This window comes from Lentzea albida (assembly GCF_900111005.1).
Taxonomy (GTDB): domain Bacteria; phylum Actinomycetota; class Actinomycetes; order Mycobacteriales; family Pseudonocardiaceae; genus Lentzea; species Lentzea albida.
This window is the reverse complement of record NZ_FOFV01000001.1, coordinates 725,073-741,767: the sequence shown is the minus strand read 5'-3', so window position 1 is coordinate 741,767 and position 16,695 is coordinate 725,073. Positions and strand designations below refer to the sequence as shown.

The 16,695-nt window shown below is 70.7% G+C and carries 11 protein-coding genes and 1 tRNA gene; 6 read left to right on the top strand and 6 right to left on the bottom strand.

Features of this window, described 5'->3' with window-relative positions; genetic code table 11:
* Positions 1–85 precede the first annotated feature (85 nt).
* The 5 genes from BMY74_RS03705 to BMY74_RS03685 all read right to left on the bottom strand — a co-directional run bounded on the left by BMY74_RS03705 (position 86) and on the right by BMY74_RS03685 (position 9,586).
* Positions 86–3,256 carry a S41 family peptidase gene (locus BMY74_RS03705; RefSeq protein WP_089909275.1) on the bottom strand — a complete coding sequence of 1,057 codons (3,171 nt, stop codon included), beginning with the start codon at positions 3,254–3,256 and terminating at the stop codon, positions 86–88.
* A gap of 29 nt (positions 3,257–3,285) precedes the next feature.
* Positions 3,286–4,206: a nucleoside triphosphate pyrophosphohydrolase gene (locus tag BMY74_RS03700; protein WP_089909272.1), complete on the bottom strand. Its 921-nt coding sequence runs from the start codon at positions 4,204–4,206 to the stop codon at positions 3,286–3,288.
* Positions 4,203–5,144, bottom strand: coding sequence for an adenine nucleotide alpha hydrolase family protein (locus tag BMY74_RS03695; protein ID WP_089909267.1), 942 nt, complete (start codon positions 5,142–5,144; stop codon positions 4,203–4,205). The genes BMY74_RS03700 and BMY74_RS03695 overlap by 4 nt, the downstream gene beginning before the upstream one ends.
* A gap of 14 nt (positions 5,145–5,158) precedes the next feature.
* Positions 5,159–8,713, bottom strand: a complete 3,555-nt coding sequence (mfd, locus tag BMY74_RS03690) for a transcription-repair coupling factor (RefSeq protein WP_177229546.1) — start codon at positions 8,711–8,713, stop codon at positions 5,159–5,161.
* 132 nt (positions 8,714–8,845) lie between these two features.
* On the bottom strand, positions 8,846–9,586 hold the full coding sequence (locus tag BMY74_RS03685) for a maleylpyruvate isomerase family mycothiol-dependent enzyme (RefSeq protein ID WP_089909264.1): 741 nt from the start codon (positions 9,584–9,586) through the stop codon (positions 8,846–8,848).
* A gap of 25 nt (positions 9,587–9,611) precedes the next feature.
* Here BMY74_RS03685 and BMY74_RS03680 point away from each other — a divergent pair, with 25 nt between their 5' ends.
* On the top strand, positions 9,612–10,145 hold the full coding sequence (locus BMY74_RS03680; RefSeq protein WP_089909261.1) for a DUF4291 domain-containing protein: 534 nt from the start codon (positions 9,612–9,614) through the stop codon (positions 10,143–10,145).
* A gap of 7 nt (positions 10,146–10,152) precedes the next feature.
* A complete protein-coding gene (locus tag BMY74_RS03675; protein ID WP_089909258.1) occupies positions 10,153–11,262 on the top strand; it encodes a PQQ-dependent sugar dehydrogenase in 1,110 nt (369 codons plus the stop codon).
* Between the two features lie 161 nt (positions 11,263–11,423).
* On the opposite strand, the gene BMY74_RS03670 is transcribed toward BMY74_RS03675, so the two are convergent.
* Positions 11,424–12,023, bottom strand: a complete 600-nt coding sequence (locus BMY74_RS03670; RefSeq protein ID WP_089910456.1) for a TetR/AcrR family transcriptional regulator — start codon at positions 12,021–12,023, stop codon at positions 11,424–11,426.
* A gap of 127 nt (positions 12,024–12,150) precedes the next feature.
* Between BMY74_RS03670 and BMY74_RS03665 the strand changes: the two genes are divergently transcribed.
* The 4 genes from BMY74_RS03665 to glmU all read left to right on the top strand — a co-directional run bounded on the left by BMY74_RS03665 (position 12,151) and on the right by glmU (position 16,693).
* Positions 12,151–13,293: an alpha/beta hydrolase family protein gene (locus tag BMY74_RS03665; protein WP_089909255.1), complete on the top strand. Its 1,143-nt coding sequence runs from the start codon at positions 12,151–12,153 to the stop codon at positions 13,291–13,293.
* Positions 13,294–13,382: 89 nt separating this feature from the next.
* Positions 13,383–13,453, top strand: a tRNA-Gln gene (locus tag BMY74_RS03660).
* Positions 13,454–13,598: 145 nt separating this feature from the next.
* Positions 13,599–15,173 (top strand): GGDEF domain-containing protein, encoded by a 1,575-nt coding sequence (locus BMY74_RS03655; RefSeq protein ID WP_245785868.1) that lies wholly within the window; start codon positions 13,599–13,601, stop codon positions 15,171–15,173.
* Between the two features lie 47 nt (positions 15,174–15,220).
* Positions 15,221–16,693, top strand: a complete 1,473-nt coding sequence (glmU, locus tag BMY74_RS03650; protein ID WP_089909252.1) for a bifunctional UDP-N-acetylglucosamine diphosphorylase/glucosamine-1-phosphate N-acetyltransferase GlmU — start codon at positions 15,221–15,223, stop codon at positions 16,691–16,693.
* Positions 16,694–16,695 lie beyond the last annotated feature (2 nt).

Genomic DNA, 16,695 nt, shown 5'->3' with positions numbered 1-16,695 from the left:
TGAGGACTGTCCTTTGTGGCTTCCACCTGGTTGATCGTCCACAAAGAACAGTCCGTCACAGTTCTTTAGTCACACGATGGGGTGTTCACTTCAGCGGCGGCAACTCCGGAGCGTGAGCGGCAGGCGTCTCGGACAGGGTCTCCAGAGCCAGGGACACGGCCTTCTCCAGCTGCGGGTCGCGGCCTGCCACGCGGTCGGCGGGCGACATGACCACCTCGATGTCCGGGTCGACGCCGTAGTTCTCGACGTCCCAGCCGTGGCCCTTGAAGTACGACGCGTACCTCGGCTGGGTGACCATCGTGCCGTCGACGAGCGAGAACATCATGTCGATGCCGATCACGCCGCCCCACGTGCGCATGCCGACGACCGGGCCGATGCCGAGTTCCTTGATCGCCACGTTGACGATGTCGCCGTCAGACCCTGCGAACTCGTCGGCGACGGCGACCACGGGGCCGCGCGGCGCGTCCTGCGGGTACGACTCGGAGGCCGTGTAGCCGCGGGCGACGGACCAGCCGATGACCTTGCGGCCCAGCTTCTCGATCACCAGCTGCGAGGTGTGGCCGCCGCCGTTCTCGCGGACGTCCAGCACCAGTGCCTCGCGTGCCAGCTCGACGCGCAGGTCGCGGTGCAGCTGGGCCCAGCCGGCGCCCATCATGTCCGGGACGTGCAGGTAGCCCACGCGTCCGCCGGAGGCCTCGTGCGTGAACGCACGGCGGTTCGCGACCCAGTCGTGGTAGCGCAGAGGCTCCTCATCGGCCAGAGGCACCACCACGACCCGACGCAGCTTCCCACCACCGGCGGGACGCACGGTCAGTTCCACGGGCTTGCCCGCGGTGCCCACGAGCAACGCGCCGGGCCCGGCATCGCCCACCGGACGGCCGTCCACGGCCACGATGGCATCACCCGCGCGCACGGCCACACCGGGCGCGCACAGCGGCGAACGGGCGTGCGGGTCCGACGACTCGCCCGGGATCACGCGCTTGATGACCCAGGAGTCACCATCACGCGCCAGGTCGGCGCCGAGGAGGCCCTGGCGGCGGGACGCGGGCACGTGCGGCGACGAGCCCCACACGTAGGCGTGCGAGGTGCCCAGTTCGCCCTGCACCTCCCACAGCAGGTCGACCAGGTCGTCGTGGCTGCCCACCTCGGCCACCAGCGGCCGGTAGCGGTCCAGCTCGCCCTGCCAGTCGACGCCGCCCATGTCGGTGCGCCAGAAGTGGTCCCGCATCAGGCGGCCGTTCTCGGCGTACATCTGCGCCCACTCCGCGGCGGGCTCGACCACGACCCGCACGCGCGCGAGGTCGATCTCCACGTACTCGGGCGAGTCGTCGTCGGTCTTGCTGTCGGACGGCACGACCCTCAGGTCGCCGCGGTCCTCGATGACGATGCGCTTGCCGTCGCCGGACACCGCGAACGCCTCCGCGCTGTCCGCCAGGCACTCGGTCTTGGCCTTCGCGAAGTCGAACCGCTCCAGCACCGTGCGCGGCGGGCGGGCGTCGGGCGAGGCCAGGTTGTCGCCCAGCACGCCGAGCAACGGCCGGCGCAGCCACAGCAGGCCGCCACGAGCCGCCTTCAGCGACACGTAGTCGGCGGCGGCGACGGGCACCGGCACCACGCGGTCGGCGAGGCCTTCGAGGTCGACCTTCGTGGTCGGCGTCTTCTCGTCCTCGTCGTCGGAGTCCTTGTCCTCGTCACCGACCGGGCGGCCACCCTGCATCGGCGCGAACGGCGACGGCGTGGTCGCGGCCAGCGGCACGAGGTGCGGGCGGCAGCCCGTCGGGAACGACAGGTCGAACACGTGCGCGTCGTAGACCGGGTCGAACGTCCTGATCGACAGGAACGCCAGGTGCTTGCCGTCCTCGGTGAACGTCGGCGCGAAGTCCGCGAACCGCAGCGGCGTCACGTCCACAACGGACAGGTCCGCCGCGTTCACCATCTTGATGTGCCGCAACGGGCTCGGCCCAGGATGCGACCACGCGAGCCACGACGAGTCCGGCGAGAACGCGAGGTGCGTGACGTGCGCGTTCGCCCCGCGGACGACCTCGCGCACCTCACCGGAGGCCACGTCCACCAGCAACAGCCGCCCGTCGTGCGTCGCGACGCCGACGCGCGAACCGTCGGGCGCGGCGGCCAGCGACATCACGCGACCGAGCTGACCGGACGCGATCCGGCGCGCGGTGCTGCCCGGCTCGACGCCGCCGACGGGCGCGATCTCCAGCGCCTCCTCGCCCTCGACGTCGGTCACCCACACGACCTGCTCGGACTTGCCGAGCACCTTCGGCAGCCGCGCGCGGACGTCCGACCGGTCGGCCAGCACGCGCACCGGGCCGTCGCGGTGCGTCACCCAGTGCACCGTGCCGCGGACCTCGACGGCCGACGCGCGGCCGCTGTGGTCGACGCTGAACGACTCGACGTTGCCGGAAGCCTTGACGTGGTGGGGTTGCAGGCCGGTGCGCGGCCCGCCGAGCTTGATGTCGAGCTTGCGCAGTTCGGACAGGCCGTCGAGCAGCCACAGCTCCCCGGCCTGGTGGAAGATCACCCGCGAGCCGTCGGTGGAGGCGTTGCGGGCGTAGAACTCCCCGGAGGTGTGGCGCTGGAGGTCGGTGCCGTCCGGCAGCACCGAGTACACGCTGCCGACGCCCTCGTGGTCGGACAGGAACGCGATCCGCCCGCCTACCCACATCGGGTTCGACAGCGACGACTTCAGGTCGCCCAGGATCCGGGTGAAGTCACCAGAGCCCTCGGTGTCGACCCACAGCTTGCCCGCGGTGCCACCGCGGTAGCGCTTCCAGTAGGCCGGGTCCTGCATGTAGCTCGACGACGTGACGACCTGGCCGTCCGGGCCGAACGAGACGTCGTTGACCCACCCGTACGGCAGCACCTCGGCGGGCCCGCCGTCCAGCGGCACGGCGTGCGCCTGCTTGCGGTGCCGGGACATCTGCCCGGTCGTCGACACGGCCAGCACTCGCCCGTCCGGCGTCCACCCGGACACGGCCGTGCGGACGACGCCCCAGTGCGTCAAACGGCGTGCGGGGCCACCGTCCACAGGGGCCACGCGCACTTCCGGAGCACCGTCGATCCAGCTGGCCCAGGCCAGGTGCGTGCCGTCGGGCGAGAAGCGGGGTGTGCGGGCCGGCACCTGATCAGCGGACGCGCGCCAGGCCCGTCCTCCGTCGACGGGCGCGAGCCACACGTCGTCCTCGGCCACGAAGGTCACCAAGTCACCGCGCAGATGCGGATACCGCAGGTAAGTCACGAGATCGACGTTAGCCCACAGCCACCCGTTCAGGAGGGGGAAAAGCGCCGCCAGTCTTCAGCTGCAAGAGAATCAAGACCTTCGGCCCGCGCCTTGGCTTCCGCCTCGCGGACGTTCGCGGCGAAACGGCGGCACACCTGGCGCAGCTCGGTCTCCGGGTCCTCGCCCGCGAGCTTGGACAAAGCGGTCACGGCGAACAACGTCGTGCCCGTGTCGTCGCCTTCGGGGAGCAGGTCGACGGGGAAGCCCGCGCGTTTGGTGCGCTGCACCAGCTTCGCGGCCAGCGCGACCGCGGGCTGACCGAGCGCCACACCGTCCACACTGGACTCGCGCTTCTTCTCGACCTGCTTGAGCTCCTCCCAGCGGTGCTGCTGCGAGGTCGCGTCGTGCACGGCCGGGTCACCGCCCTCGAAGACGTGCGGGTGCCTGCCGACGAGCTTCGCGACCAGTTCGGACGCCACGGCGTCGATGTCGAACGGGTCCTCGGCGTCCTCGGCGGCGACGCGGGCGTGGAAGAGCACCTGGAGCAGCACGTCGCCGAGCTCCTCGCGCATCGCCGCGCGGTCGCCGTCCTCGATCGCCTCCAACAGCTCGTAGGTCTCCTCGAGCAGGTACTGGCGCAACGAGTCGTGCGTCTGCTCGGCGTCCCACGGACATCCGCCCGGTGACCGCAGCCGGTGCATCACCGCGGCCGCGTCGAGCAGCGCGGCGCCCAGCGGCTCCGGTGTCGTGATCACGTCGGCGTCCGGGTAGCCGGACGCGTCCGTCGTGATCACCACCGAGCCGTCGGGGACGACGGCGGGCGCGGGCCCGTCGACGCCCAGCGCGGACCAGGCCTCCAGAGGCACGCCCTCGCCCGCGTAGACGGCCTCGGCCGTGCGCAACGCGGGCAGGGCGGCGGCGGGCAGCACGGCGTCGAGCCGCCCGCTCAGGACGACAACGGTGATCAAGACTTGTTCTTCGTCGCGGCCACGCCGACGAAACCGGCGCGCTCACCTGCGTTGCCGACGACCTGCGCGTTGGTCGGGTCCCACACGCCGTAGCGGGGGTTGACCTCGATGTTCAGGTCCGCGGAGAGGAACTGCGCGATCCGCAGGCCGAAGGCCGCGAGCAGCTGCGGGTCGATGCGCTCGACCAGGTCCTCCTCGCCCGGCCGCGCCGAGACCTTGTTGCGCTCCTTGACGAGCGCGACCATCCAGCTGGACTGCTGCTCGTCGGCCGGGAACGCGACGACGGTGCCGGGCTTCACGCCCCACAGCATCGTGTGCACCAGCGACGGGTTCTCGGTGACGCGGACCCGCTGGTTCGTCGCCGAGGCCTGCTGACCGGTGCTGGTGCGCGGGGCCTCCTGCACGAACCGCGACATCTTCGAGGAGTCGGCGACGACCTCGGCCGCCTTCTCCTTGGCCTCCTTCGGGTCCTGGACCTGGAAGAAGTCGATCACGACCTCGAGCGTGGAGAGGTTGCGGCGGGCGAGCTCGCCCATCACCAGCACGTCGCGCTGGCGGCGGTAGATCGTGGTCTCGTCCTGCTCGCTCTGCTTGGCCGCGGCCTCGGGGCCGCCCTTCTCCTGGATCGCGTCGTACACCTTGGTCTCGTCGACCGTGATGTTCTCGCGCTCCGCCGCCCGCGCGGCGATGAGGTGGGAGATCTCGTCGGCCAGCACCAGCTTGGAGACCTGGTCGAGCTTGCCCTGGTCCTGCATCTGCTGGGCGGCGGGCTCCTTCTTGAGCACCTTCACGGTGCGGTCCTGGACGGTCTCCAGGTTGATCGTCTGATCACCGACGATCGCGGCCGACCCGGCCTTGGCGGGCCCGGTGCCGCATCCGGTGGCGAGGAGAGCCACGGCCACACCGACCAGCGAGAAACGCTTCAGAACAGTGCTCACGAGGATCTACCTTCTCACGCCTTGGTGACCGGGGTCACGGGAGTCCCCGAGAGTGAGTCGAGGAACGCACCGCACCAGTCCAGCAGCTCCTGGTCGCGCAGCTGCGGTGCACCCATCCGGCCGCCCGCCGCTCCCTCCGTCGGCCGGGGCACGGTGACCGTCCCGACGGCCTGCTTGTAGACGGCCTTCGGGAACAGCCGGCGCAGCCTGACCAGCTGCGAGTCCTTCAGCTCCAGCTTCGCGAACCGCAGGTTCTGGCCCATCGCGATCACCTCGGTGACCCCGTGGCGGCGGCAGGCGTGGCGCAGCCGGGCGACGCCGAGCAGGCGTTCGACCGGCTCCGGCGGGGTGCCGTAGCGGTCCTTGAGCTCGTCCCACACGGACTGGAGCGCGGCCTCGTCGGAGGCGGCCGCGATCTTGCGGTACGCCTCCAGCCGCAGCCGCTCGCCCGGCACGTACTCGTGCGGGATGTGCGCGTCCACCGGGAGGTCGACGCGGACCTCGGCGAGCTCTTCCTCCTCCACGCCCCCGTCGGCTCCGGCGTGCTTGCGGAACGCCTCGACGGCCTCGCCGACCAGCCGCACGTAGAGGTCGAAGCCCACGCCCGCGATGTGCCCGGACTGCTCGGCGCCGAGGATGTTGCCGGCGCCGCGGATCTCCAGGTCCTTCATCGCGACGGCCATGCCGGCGCCCAGCTCGGTGTTCTGCGCGATCGTCGCGAGCCGGTCGTGCGCGGTCTCGGTCAGCGGCGTCTCGGACGGGTACAGGAAGTACGCGTACCCGCGCTCGCGGCCGCGGCCGACGCGGCCGCGCAGCTGGTGCAGCTGGGCGAGGCCGAGCAGGTCGCCGCGTTCGACGATCAGCGTGTTGGCGTTGGAGATGTCGAGGCCGGTCTCGACGATCGTGGTGCAGACGAGGACGTCGAACTCGCGTTCCCAGAAGCCCTGGATGATCTTCTCGAGCCTGTCCTCGTTCATCTGGCCGTGCGCGGTGACGACCCGGGCCTCCGGCACCAGCTCGCGGATGCGGCGCGCGGCCTTCTCGATCGACGAGACCCTGTTGTGCACGAAGAAGACCTGGCCGTCGCGCAGCAGCTCGCGGCGGATCGCGGCACCGACCTGCTTGTCGTCGTACGCGCCGACGTAGGTGAGGATCGGGTGCCGTTCCTCCGGCGGGGTCAGGATCGTGGACATCTCGCGGATGCCGGCGAGCGACATCTCCAGCGTGCGCGGGATCGGCGTCGCGGACATCGTCAGCACGTCGACGTGCGTGCGCAGCGCCTTGATGTGCTCCTTGTGCTCCACGCCGAAGCGCTGCTCCTCGTCGACGATCACGAGGCCGAGGTCCTTGTACCGCACGGACTTCTGCAGCAGCCGGTGCGTGCCGATCACGATGTCGACCTCGCCGTCGGCGAGCCCCGCGACGGTCTGCTCGGACTCCTGCGCGTCGGTGAACCTGCTGAGCCCCTTGATGTTCACCGGGAACTGGCGCATGCGCTCGGAGAACGTGTTGAGGTGCTGCTGGGCGAGCAGCGTCGTCGGCACCAGCACGGCGACCTGCTTGCCGTCCTGCACGGCCTTGAACGCCGCGCGGACCGCGATCTCCGTCTTGCCGTAGCCGACGTCACCGCAGATCACGCGGTCCATCGGGACACCGCGCTCCATGTCGGCCTTGACCTCGTCGATCGCGGCCATCTGGTCCTGCGTCTCGGTGAACGCGAACGCGTCCTCCAGCTCGCGCTGCCAGGGCGTGTCGCTCGCGAACGCGTGGCCGGGAGCGCTCTGGCGGGCCGCGTAGAGCTGCACGAGCTCGGCCGCGATCTGCTTGACCGCCTTGCGCGCCTTGGACTTCGTGTTCTTCCAGTCGCTGCCGCCGAGCTTGTTGAGCGTGGGCAGCTCGCCGCCGACGTACCGGCTGACCTCGTCGAGCTGGTCGGTCGGCACGAATAGCCGGTCGCCTGGCTGGCCGCGCTTGGACGACGCGTACTCCAGCACGAGGTACTCGCGGGTGGCGCCCGCGACCGTGCGCTGGACCATCTCCACGTACTTGCCGATGCCGTGCTGCTCGTGCACCACGAAGTCGCCCGCCTTGAGCGCCAGCGGGTCCACGGCGTTGCGCCGCTTCGACGGCATCTTGCGCATGTCCTTGGTGGACGTGCCGCCGCGCCCGCCGGTCAGGTCGGTCTCGGTGAGCACCACCAGCGCGAGGTCGGGCAGCGAGAAGCCGTCCTCGAGGCAGCCGCGCACGACCGTGACGGTGCTCGTCCTCGGCGCCTCGTCGAGGGAGTCGAGGCAGACGGCGGAGACTTCGGCTTCCCTGAGGCGTTCGTAGGCGCGTTGCGCGGTGCCGGCGCCCGGCACGACCAGGACGGCCGCGCCACCGGTCGCGGTGTGCGCCTTCAGGTCGGCGAACGCGCGCTCGACGTCGCCGGAGTAGGCCTCGACCGGCTTGACGTCGAGGTGCACGACGTCCGGAGCGTCGGTGGTGAGCTGGCTGAGCGTCCACCACGGACGGTCGTTCGCCTTCGCCTGCTCCGAGACCTCGCCGATGCCCTGGTAGGCGCTGCGCCCGAGGTCGATCGGCGCCTTGCCGCCGCCGGCGGCCGCCATCCACGACGCCTCGAGGAACTCCTGCCCGGTGCGGACCAGGTCGGCCGCGCGGGCCCGGATCTTCTCCGGGTCGTTGAGCAGCACGTGCGTGCCGGGTTCCACGACGTCGACGAGCAGCTGCAGTTCACCGGGGCACAGCGCGGGGATCAGCGCCTCCATGCCCTCGACCGCGACACCGCCCGAGATCTTCTCCAGCATCTCCGCGAGGTGCGCGTCCGACTGGTGCTCCTCGGCCAACTCGGCCGCGCGCTGCTTCACGTCGTCCGTCAGCAGCAGCTCACGGCACGGCGGCGCGACGAACTCCTGGACCTCCTCGGGCAGCGACCGCTGGTCCTGCACCGAGAACGGCCGGATCTCGCTGACCTCGTCGCCCCAGAACTCGACGCGGTAGGGGTGCTCGGCCGTGGGCGGGAAGATGTCGAGGATGCCGCCGCGGGTCGCGTACTCGCCGCGCTTCTCGACCATGTCGACGCGGCTGTAGGCGTTCTCGGCGAGGCGCGTGACCAGCTCGACGAAGTCCTGCTCCTCCCCGACCACGAGGTGCACGGGCCTGAGGTCGCCCAGCCCCGGCGCCATCGGCTGGATGAGGCTGCGGACCGTCGTGACCAGCACCTTGATCGGGTTGCCCTCGGGGTGCTTGAGGCGGCGCAGCACCTGCAGGCGGGCGCCGACCGTGTCCGCGCGCGGCGAGAGGCGCTCGTGCGGCAGCGTCTCCCAGCTCGGGAAGAACGCGACCTTGTCCGCGCCGATCAGGTCTTTGAGGACGTTCGTCAGCTCTTCGGCTTCTCTGCCCGTGGCGGTGACGGCCAGGACGGGCCTGACCGTGGACAGCGCGGCCGTCACGAGGGGGCGGGCGGCGAGCGGGCCGTCGAGCTCCAGCTCGGGGACACCGGCGGAGTCGATCAGCGTGCGGAGTGCTTTGTCGGGCAGGACACCATCGAGCAGGCCGAGCAGCGGCATGTGAGAAACCCCGGTCGAGTGCGGAGCGGCGGAGGGTGTGCCAACGCCGGGCAGACCCCTGCCTGGGACGAGGGGTCTCACCACCCACTTTAGCTCGTTCCGCGAACCCTCATCGGGTGGTTCGAGTGCCGCTCAGGCGGGTTCCCACGCGATGAGGCCTTCGAACACGCGCCGGTCGCCCCGGGACTCCAGCTCGCTCAGGTCACGGCGGCCGTACATGAACAGGACCAGGTCACTGGCGGTGGCGCTGCCCTCGGCGGTGGGCGTGACCTGCGACGTGGTGCGCGCGCCGTTCTCGTCGAGCCTCAGCCACCAGCTCGGGCCCTCCGCCGCGTGGTAGGCGATGGTCGCGGGCTCGTGCGGCCACGGGGACGTCGTCGTGACGCAGGTCTGCAGGAACTCGTCGACGCCGTCGAGCGCGATCTCCTCCGGCAGCGGTTCCGCGGCGCCGATGGTGACCTGGGCGTCGTAGGTGTGGACCGCGAGCTGCTGGAGCTGGTGGCGGGCGACGGCGGCGGCGTTGTGCGGCGAACCGGTCCACCAGGCCCAGCAGCCCCGGTCGGGGCCTGCCGCCTCGAGGGCCGCCAGGAGCTCGGCGGTGGCGTCCTCCAGCCAGGCGAGCAGCTCGTCGCGCTGCTCGGGCATCGGGACGTCGGTGACGGCGGCCTTCGCGGTCGCGGGGCCCGCGGCGACGGTGGCGGCCCAGGCGCGGCGGCCGTCGCCGATGTGCCGGGCGAGGTCGGCGAGCGTCCACTCGGGGCAGGTCGGGACCTTCACGTCGAGGCTCGGGGCGGCGGCGACGGCGGCCCGGAACGCGGCGGAGCGTTCGTCGATCAGGCGGAGCAGGTCGGAAAACCCCAGGGTGTTCTGCACCGGGGGTGTCTAACATCCCGGCGCTGTGGAGCAAAGGGAGATACGGGCCGACTACGACGATCGGTCCATCGTGGTCTACCAGGCCTATTCGCCGGCGATCGCCGAACCCGCCGTGGCGGCGCAACGGTTCGTGCCGCCGTTCAAGATGGAGCGGATGACGTGGATCAAGCCGTCTTTCCTCTGGATGATGTACCGCTGCGGGTACGCGCTCAAGGAAGGCCAGGAACGCGTCCTGGCCGTGCGGATCACCCGATCGGGCTTCGATTGGGCGGTCTCCAACGCCGTGTCGAGCCGCATCCCCGGCAAGCCGGCCGTACGCGTGCAGTGGGACCCCGAGCGCGGCCTGCACCACGAGGCTCTCCCGTGCAGATCCATCCAAATCGGCCTGACGCGCGAGGCCGTCGACATGTACGTGAACGAGTGGACGGTCGGCATCACCGACGTGACCGCACTGGCGCACCAGGTCCACGAGAAGGTGCGTGAGGGTGATCTGGACGGAGCGCGCGCGTTGCTGCCCGTGGAGCGGCCTTACGGAACCACCACGGCACAAAACGCATAGTTGGGACATGCGCGCACTCGTTGCTGCAGGGTTGGTGCTGGTCGTCGTGGCCTGCTCGTCGCCGGAACCGGGCGGCACCGCGCCGTCGAAGGCTCCCGCGCCCACGGGCCTGAAGGTCGAGGAGGTCGCGGGCGGGTTCCAGCACGCGTGGGACATCGGGTTCCTGCCCGGCGGCGCGATGCTCGTCACCGAACGGCCGGGCACCCTCAAGCTGGTCGAGGGCGGCCGGGTCACGCCCGTCGACATCGACCTGGGCGACGTCCAGGCACGCGGCGAGGGCGGCCTGATGGGGCTCGTCATCCACCCCGACAACCAACGCTTCACCGTTTGCCACAACACCAGCAACGACGTGCGGCTGGTGACGTTCCGCCTCGACGGCACCCGCGCCACGAAGGTGAAGGACCTGCTCACCGGCATGCCGTCGAACTCGAGCGGCCGCCACTCCGGCTGCCGTCCGACGCTGGCGCCGGACGGCACGATGTTCGTCGCGACCGGCGACATCGCGCAGGCCCGCAACCCGCAGGACCGCACCAGCCTCGGCGGCAAGGTGCTGCGGATCGACCCCGAGACCGGCGAGGGCGCGAAGGACAACCCGTTCGCGAGCTCCGGCAACGCCAACGAGCGCCGCGTCTACAGCTACGGCCACCGCAACGTGCAGGGCGTGGTGTTCCGCCCGGACACCGACCAGATCTTCTCGAGCGAGCACGGCCCGTCCGTCGACGACGAGGTCAACCTCGTGCGCAAGGGTGCCAACTATGGCTGGGACCCGTCGCAGGGAGGCACGCAGAGCAGGTACGACGAGAGCGTTCCCATGACCGACCTGGAGCGGTTCCCGGACGCGGTGCCGGCGGTGTGGTCGTCGGGTTCGCCGACCGAGGCGATCTGCCAGGCGGCGTTCTGGAACGGCAAGCTCGCGATCACGGCGCTGAAGGGCACGAAGCTGCTGCTGTTCACGCTCGACGCGGACGGCAAGGTCCAGAACGTCAGTATCCCGGACGAGCTGAACGACAAGTACGGACGACTCCGCGCCGCGCGCACGGGGCCGGACGGGGCGCTCTACGTGACGTCGTCGAACGGCAGCGACGACAAGCTGCTGAAGCTGACCGGGAACGCCTGAAGTCCGTCCGGGCTGTCCGACCCCTCGACGAACAGCCCGGACTTCAAGCCGTTCCACTGGGAGTCATCGCTCCGGCGTGCACGCGCCGTTTCACCCTCCGCCACGACTTCAGCCTTGTGCACTAACAAAGGGCGCACCGTACGTGCAGATGCACTAAGAGGTCAGGACCGGCTGCGCAGCTTGGGTTTGTGCTCCATGGCCGACAGCCCGTTCCACGCCAGGTTCACGAGGTGCGCCGCCACCTCGTCCTTCTTCGGCTTGCGCGCCTCGAGCCACCACTGCCCGGTCAGCGCGACCATCCCGACCAGCGCCTGCGCGTAGAGCGCGGCGAGCTTGCGGTCGTAGCCCTGCTCGGCGAAGTGCAGCGCGAGGACGTGCTCGACCTGCGACGCGATGTCGTTGAGCAGCGACGAGAACGTGCCCGAGGACGACGCGACGGGCGAGTCGCGCACCAGGATCCGGAACCCGTCCGTCGAGCCCTCGATGTAGTCGAGCAACGCGCAGGCGGCCCGTTCGAGCAGCTCACGCGGGTGCGAGCCGCCGTCCAGCGCGTCGACGATCTGGTCCATCAGGCGCTGCATCTCGCGGTCGACCACGACGGCGTAGACGCCTTCCTTGCCGCCGAAGTGCTCGTAGACGACGGGCTTCGACACGCTGGCACGGGCGGCGATCTCCTCGACCGACGTCGCGTCGAAGCCCTTCTCGGCGAACAGGGCGCGGGAGACGTCCAGGAGCTGTTCTCGGCGCTCCTTGCCCGTCATCCTGACCCTGGCCACCGAGTCAGCCTACAAAGGCCACTTCTCCCCGGTGATCCTGGCCAGCCGCCGTTCTCGGCAACACCACGCTGTGTCGCCTGGAATCGAGACCTCGACCGGGCATCATCGACGGATGGCCAGACGCAAGATCATCCGGATCACCGCGACCTCGTTGCTCGTCCTGCTCGTGCTGGTCACGGCGGCTCTGGGCGGCATCGGCTGGTACTACAGCAACGAGCTGCTCAAACCCGCGGAGGCGTTCCCGCAGCGCTACCCGGAGACCGCGCTCGGCCTGGACGACGAGAACCTCGTCCTCGCCGAGTCGAAGCTGAGCACGCTGCGCGGCACGTTCGGCGTCGTCTGGCCCGGTGGCGCCGCGAAGGTCGGTGACGTCGCCTCGAACAAGGACGGCCGCGTGGAACGTCCTCTGCTCGAAGGCACCGCACCGCCCGAGGGCACGAAGGTGCGCATCGAGACAAACGTCTACGAGGGCAACCCCAAGACGTCCCTCGGACTGGTCTACAGCGACGTCGCGATCCCCGGCGAGCTCGGCGACATGCCCGCGTGGCTCGTCCCGGCGTCGAACAGGGACACGTGGGTGATCACGGTGCACGGGCGGGGCGCGTCGCGCGAGGAGGCGCTGCGGGTGGTCCCCCAGCTCCACGCCGCCGGGCTGCCGGTCCTGCTGATCACCTACCGCAACGACCCCGGCGTGCCGAAGTCGCCGGACGGCCTCTACCACCTGGGCGACACGGAGTGGCACGACGTCGAGGCCGCCATCCACTACGCGCAGGGGCAGGGCGCGAAGAAGGTCGTCCTCTACGGCTGGTCGATGGGCGGCGCGATCGTCGGGCAGATGCTGGCGCGGTCCAGCTCCGCGTCCACCGTGAGCGCCGTGGTGCTCGACTCCCCCGTCACGAACTGGACGCAGACGTTGAACCTCCAGGCGCAGAACCGGGGCGTGCCGACGTGGCTCACGCCCGTGGCGGAGGTCGTGTCCGGCTGGCGCGCCGACCTCGACTTCGACCGGTTCGACCTGGTCGCCAACCCTCCCGCGGTCAAGCCGCCGACGCTGGTGATCCACGGCTCGGCGGACGGCACGGTGCCGGCCCAGTCGTCCCGCGACCTCGCGACCGCGGCGAACGGCCTGGGGTGGCCCCTGCGGTACGTCGAGATCCCGGGCGCCGACCACACCTCGGGGTGGAATGTGGCGACGGACACGTACCGCGCCGCGCTGGGCGACTTCCTGACCAGGTCAATCGGCGCCGGTCCCTGATCTTGAACTGAGCCGGGCGAGTGGTGGTTGGACAAGAGCAGGACCACTCGTGACAACATGTGCCCTGAGGCGGGCGCGAGTCCGCCCGTTCCGCCATGGTGTAAAGGCAGCACCTCTGATTTTGGTTCAGATGGTCCAGGTTCGAATCCTGGTGGCGGAGCAGGGGGCCTTGAGGGCACAGGGTCGCGGGTCTTGGGAGGTGGAAGCTGCCCGAGGAAACGGTCGACGAGCACGGCAACGTGGGCCACCGCCACCACGAGATGTCCGACGCGTGGCTGGTGGGTCGCGCGAGCGAGCTTGTCGCCGTGGCCCAGAGCAGCCACCTGGCCGCGCAGCTCGACGCGGCGTCCGAGATCGACCACATCCTCGCCGAGGCGCAGGGCCGTGGAGAGCCCCGCATCGTCGCGCAGCTGCTCAGAGCCGCGGCCGTGGTCCGGCTGGTCACGCCCGGCCTGGTCGACATGTCCGACCCTCAGCTCGACGAGATGCTCAGCCACTGCCGCCGCCACGGCCTGATCGTGCTGGAGGCGGACGCCCGGGCGTTGCGCGGACGCCGGTTCCTACTGGGCAACGCCGAGGACAAGGCGCTCACCGAGATCGCGGCGGCGCTCGCGATGATGCTCGACGAGGAACCGGACGTCGACCCGGTCTTCGACAAGCGCGTCTGGGACCAGCTGCTGGCCAACACGTTCCAGGACATCGCGTTGGTGCTGACCCAGCTCGGCGTCTACGAGATGGCGGACGACGTGCTGGCGGGCGCGAACAACGCGTTGCGTGAGAGCGGCCAGCCCCACCAGATCTACGTGCACCTGGTCAACCGCGCGCGGTTGCGGATCGGCTGGGGCCTGCGGCTCGAACGGGTGAACCTGCACGACGCCGCGCACGAGCAGTTCCGCGTCGCGTCCGGGCTCGCCGAGGCCGCCGAGGTCCCGTTCCGGCAGTCGCTGCACCCCGGCAGGCGGGACATGGACGCCGCCGAGCAGGTGCCGATCCTCGGTGCCGCCCACGCGCTGACGAGCCCGAGCGAGACCCACCTGGACCGGCTGTGGTCGTTGCGCGGCCTGTCGATGTACGCGCGGGAGCTGATCATCGTCGCGATCGCGCTGGCCCGGTGCCTGGTCGAGGCGAACCGGCTGGACGACGCGCTGAAGGTCCTCGACGACACGCGCACGCAGATGGAGCACGACACCTCGGAGCCGTCGCTGGTGCTGTCGCTGGAGCGCGAGTACGCGCACCTCTGCGGCCCGCACACGACGTCGGCGTTGCAGGCGTACAACGCGGCGCTGGAGCTGGAGCTGTGGCAGATGCGCGAGTCGCGCGTGGCCACGTTGCAGACGCGTCGCGAGCACGAAAGGCTGACGCGCGCGCACGGCGCGATCGCGCAGCAGGCGTTGCAGGACCCGTTGACCGGACTGCCGAACCGCCGCGCGCTCGACGACAAGATGGCCGAGCTCATCGCCGGTCAGGTCGACCCGTTCTCCATCGCGCTGGTCGACCTGGACGGGTTCAAGGGCGTGAACGACCGGCATTCACATGCCGAGGGTGATGATGTCCTCCGGGTGATTGCCAGCACACTCCGGCAGGCCCTGCGGGGTGACGACATGGTGGCCCGCTACGGCGGTGACGAGTTCGTCGTGCTGCTGCCGGGAGCCCCTCTGCACGCCGCGGAAGCGGCACTCGGCCGAGCCGTGGATGCCGTGGCGGGCTTGCCAATCGACCTCTCCCGGGGGGTGACGCTGTCGGTCGGCGTCATCTCCCTGCGCCCCCGCGAATCCGCGAACCAGGCCCTGTCAAGGGCCGACTCCGCGATGTACGTGGCGAAGCGCCAAGGTGGCTGCCAGGTAGCGGCCGTGGCCGGGGAGCCCTCCGCGGAGGCTTAGGCTGGTCCGCGGACTTCGAACCACCCAGCCTGTTAGGGAGAGCATTGATGCTCGAGGGCCCTGTCAGCACGGTCGTGCTCGCCGCCGGGGAAGGCACCCGCATGCGGTCGTCCACGCCCAAGGTGCTGCACCGGATCGCCGGACGCTCACTCGTCGAACACGCGGTGCGCGCGGCGGCCGGCACAGACCCCGACCACCTCGCCGTCGTCGTCGGACACGGCCGTGAAGCAGTCACCGAGCATCTGGAATCCCTCGCCGGGGCGCTGGGCCGCAAGGTCACCGTCGCGGTGCAGGCCGAGCAGAAGGGCACCGGGCACGCGGTCGGCTGCGGCCTGGCCGAGCTGCCCCACGACCTGGCCGGCACGGTCATCGTCAGCTACGGCGACGTGCCGCTGCTCGACACCCAGACCTTCACCGCCCTGCTGGCCGAGCACTCGGCCGCGGGCAACGCGGTCACCGTCCTCACGGCCGTGGTGGACAACCCCACCGGGTACGGCCGGATCGTCCGCGACACCGACGGCAGCGTGCAGCGGATCGTGGAGCAGAAGGACGCCTCCGCGACCGAGCAGCTGATCACCGAGATCAACTCGGGCGTGTACGCGTTCGACGCGGCGGTGCTGCGCGACGGGCTCTCGCGGTTGTCCACCGACAACGCGCAGGGCGAGCTCTACCTGACCGACGTCCTGGGCATCGCCCGCGGCGACGGCCTGCGCGTCGGGGCGCTGATCGCGTCCGACCCGTGGCTGGTCGAGGGCATCAACGACCGAGTGCAGCTCGCGGCCGTCGGCGCCGAGATGAACCGCCGCATCGTCGAGGGCCTGATGCGCGGCGGCGTGACCGTCGTCGACCCGGCCTCGGTGTGGGTGGACGCGGACGTGCAGGTCGGCCAGGACGCCCTGATAGAGCCGAACGTGCAGCTCCGCGCGGGCACCGTGATCGGCTCCGGCGCGGTGGTCGGCCCGGACACGACGCTCTCCGGCGTGACGGTCGGCGCCGGCGCTTCGGTCGTGCGGACCCACGGCAGCGACTCGGTGATCGGCGACGGCGCGTCCGTCGGCCCGTTCGCCTACCTCCGCCCCGGCACCTCCCTGGGCGTGAAGGGCAAGATCGGCACCTTCGTCGAGACGAAGAACTCGACCATCGGCGAGGGCTCCAAGGTCCCCCACCTGTCGTACATCGGCGACGCCACGATCGGCGACCACAGCAACATCGGTGCGGCTTCGGTGACCGTCAACTACGACGGGGTGAACAAGCACCGCACGATCGTCGGTTCCCACTGCCGCACCGGCTCGGACAACATGTTCGTAGCGCCGGTGACCGTGGGCGACGGCGCGTACACCGGCGCGGGCACCGTCCTGCGCCGCGACGTCCCACCGGGCGCGCTCGCCGTGTCCGGGGGCCCCCAGCGCAACCTCGAAGGCTGGGTCCTCAGCCGTCGTGAGGGCACGGCCGCAGCTCAGGCAGCGGCCGAGGCCCTGGCGAAGCAGAATGCCGACGAGAAGACAGAGGAGGGTCGCTGACC

Coding starts and splice junctions, on each gene's coding strand:
- mfd (WP_177229546.1), bottom strand. CDS start 8,713: ATGCCGCTGCTCGGCCTGCTCGATGGTGTCCTGCCCGACAAAGCACTC.
- BMY74_RS03675 (WP_089909258.1), top strand. CDS start 10,153: ATGCGCGCACTCGTTGCTGCAGGGTTGGTGCTGGTCGTCGTGGCCTGC.
- BMY74_RS03670 (WP_089910456.1), bottom strand. CDS start 12,023: ATGACGGGCAAGGAGCGCCGAGAACAGCTCCTGGACGTCTCCCGCGCC.
- BMY74_RS03665 (WP_089909255.1), top strand. CDS start 12,151: ATGGCCAGACGCAAGATCATCCGGATCACCGCGACCTCGTTGCTCGTC.
- glmU (WP_089909252.1), top strand. CDS start 15,221: ATGCTCGAGGGCCCTGTCAGCACGGTCGTGCTCGCCGCCGGGGAAGGC.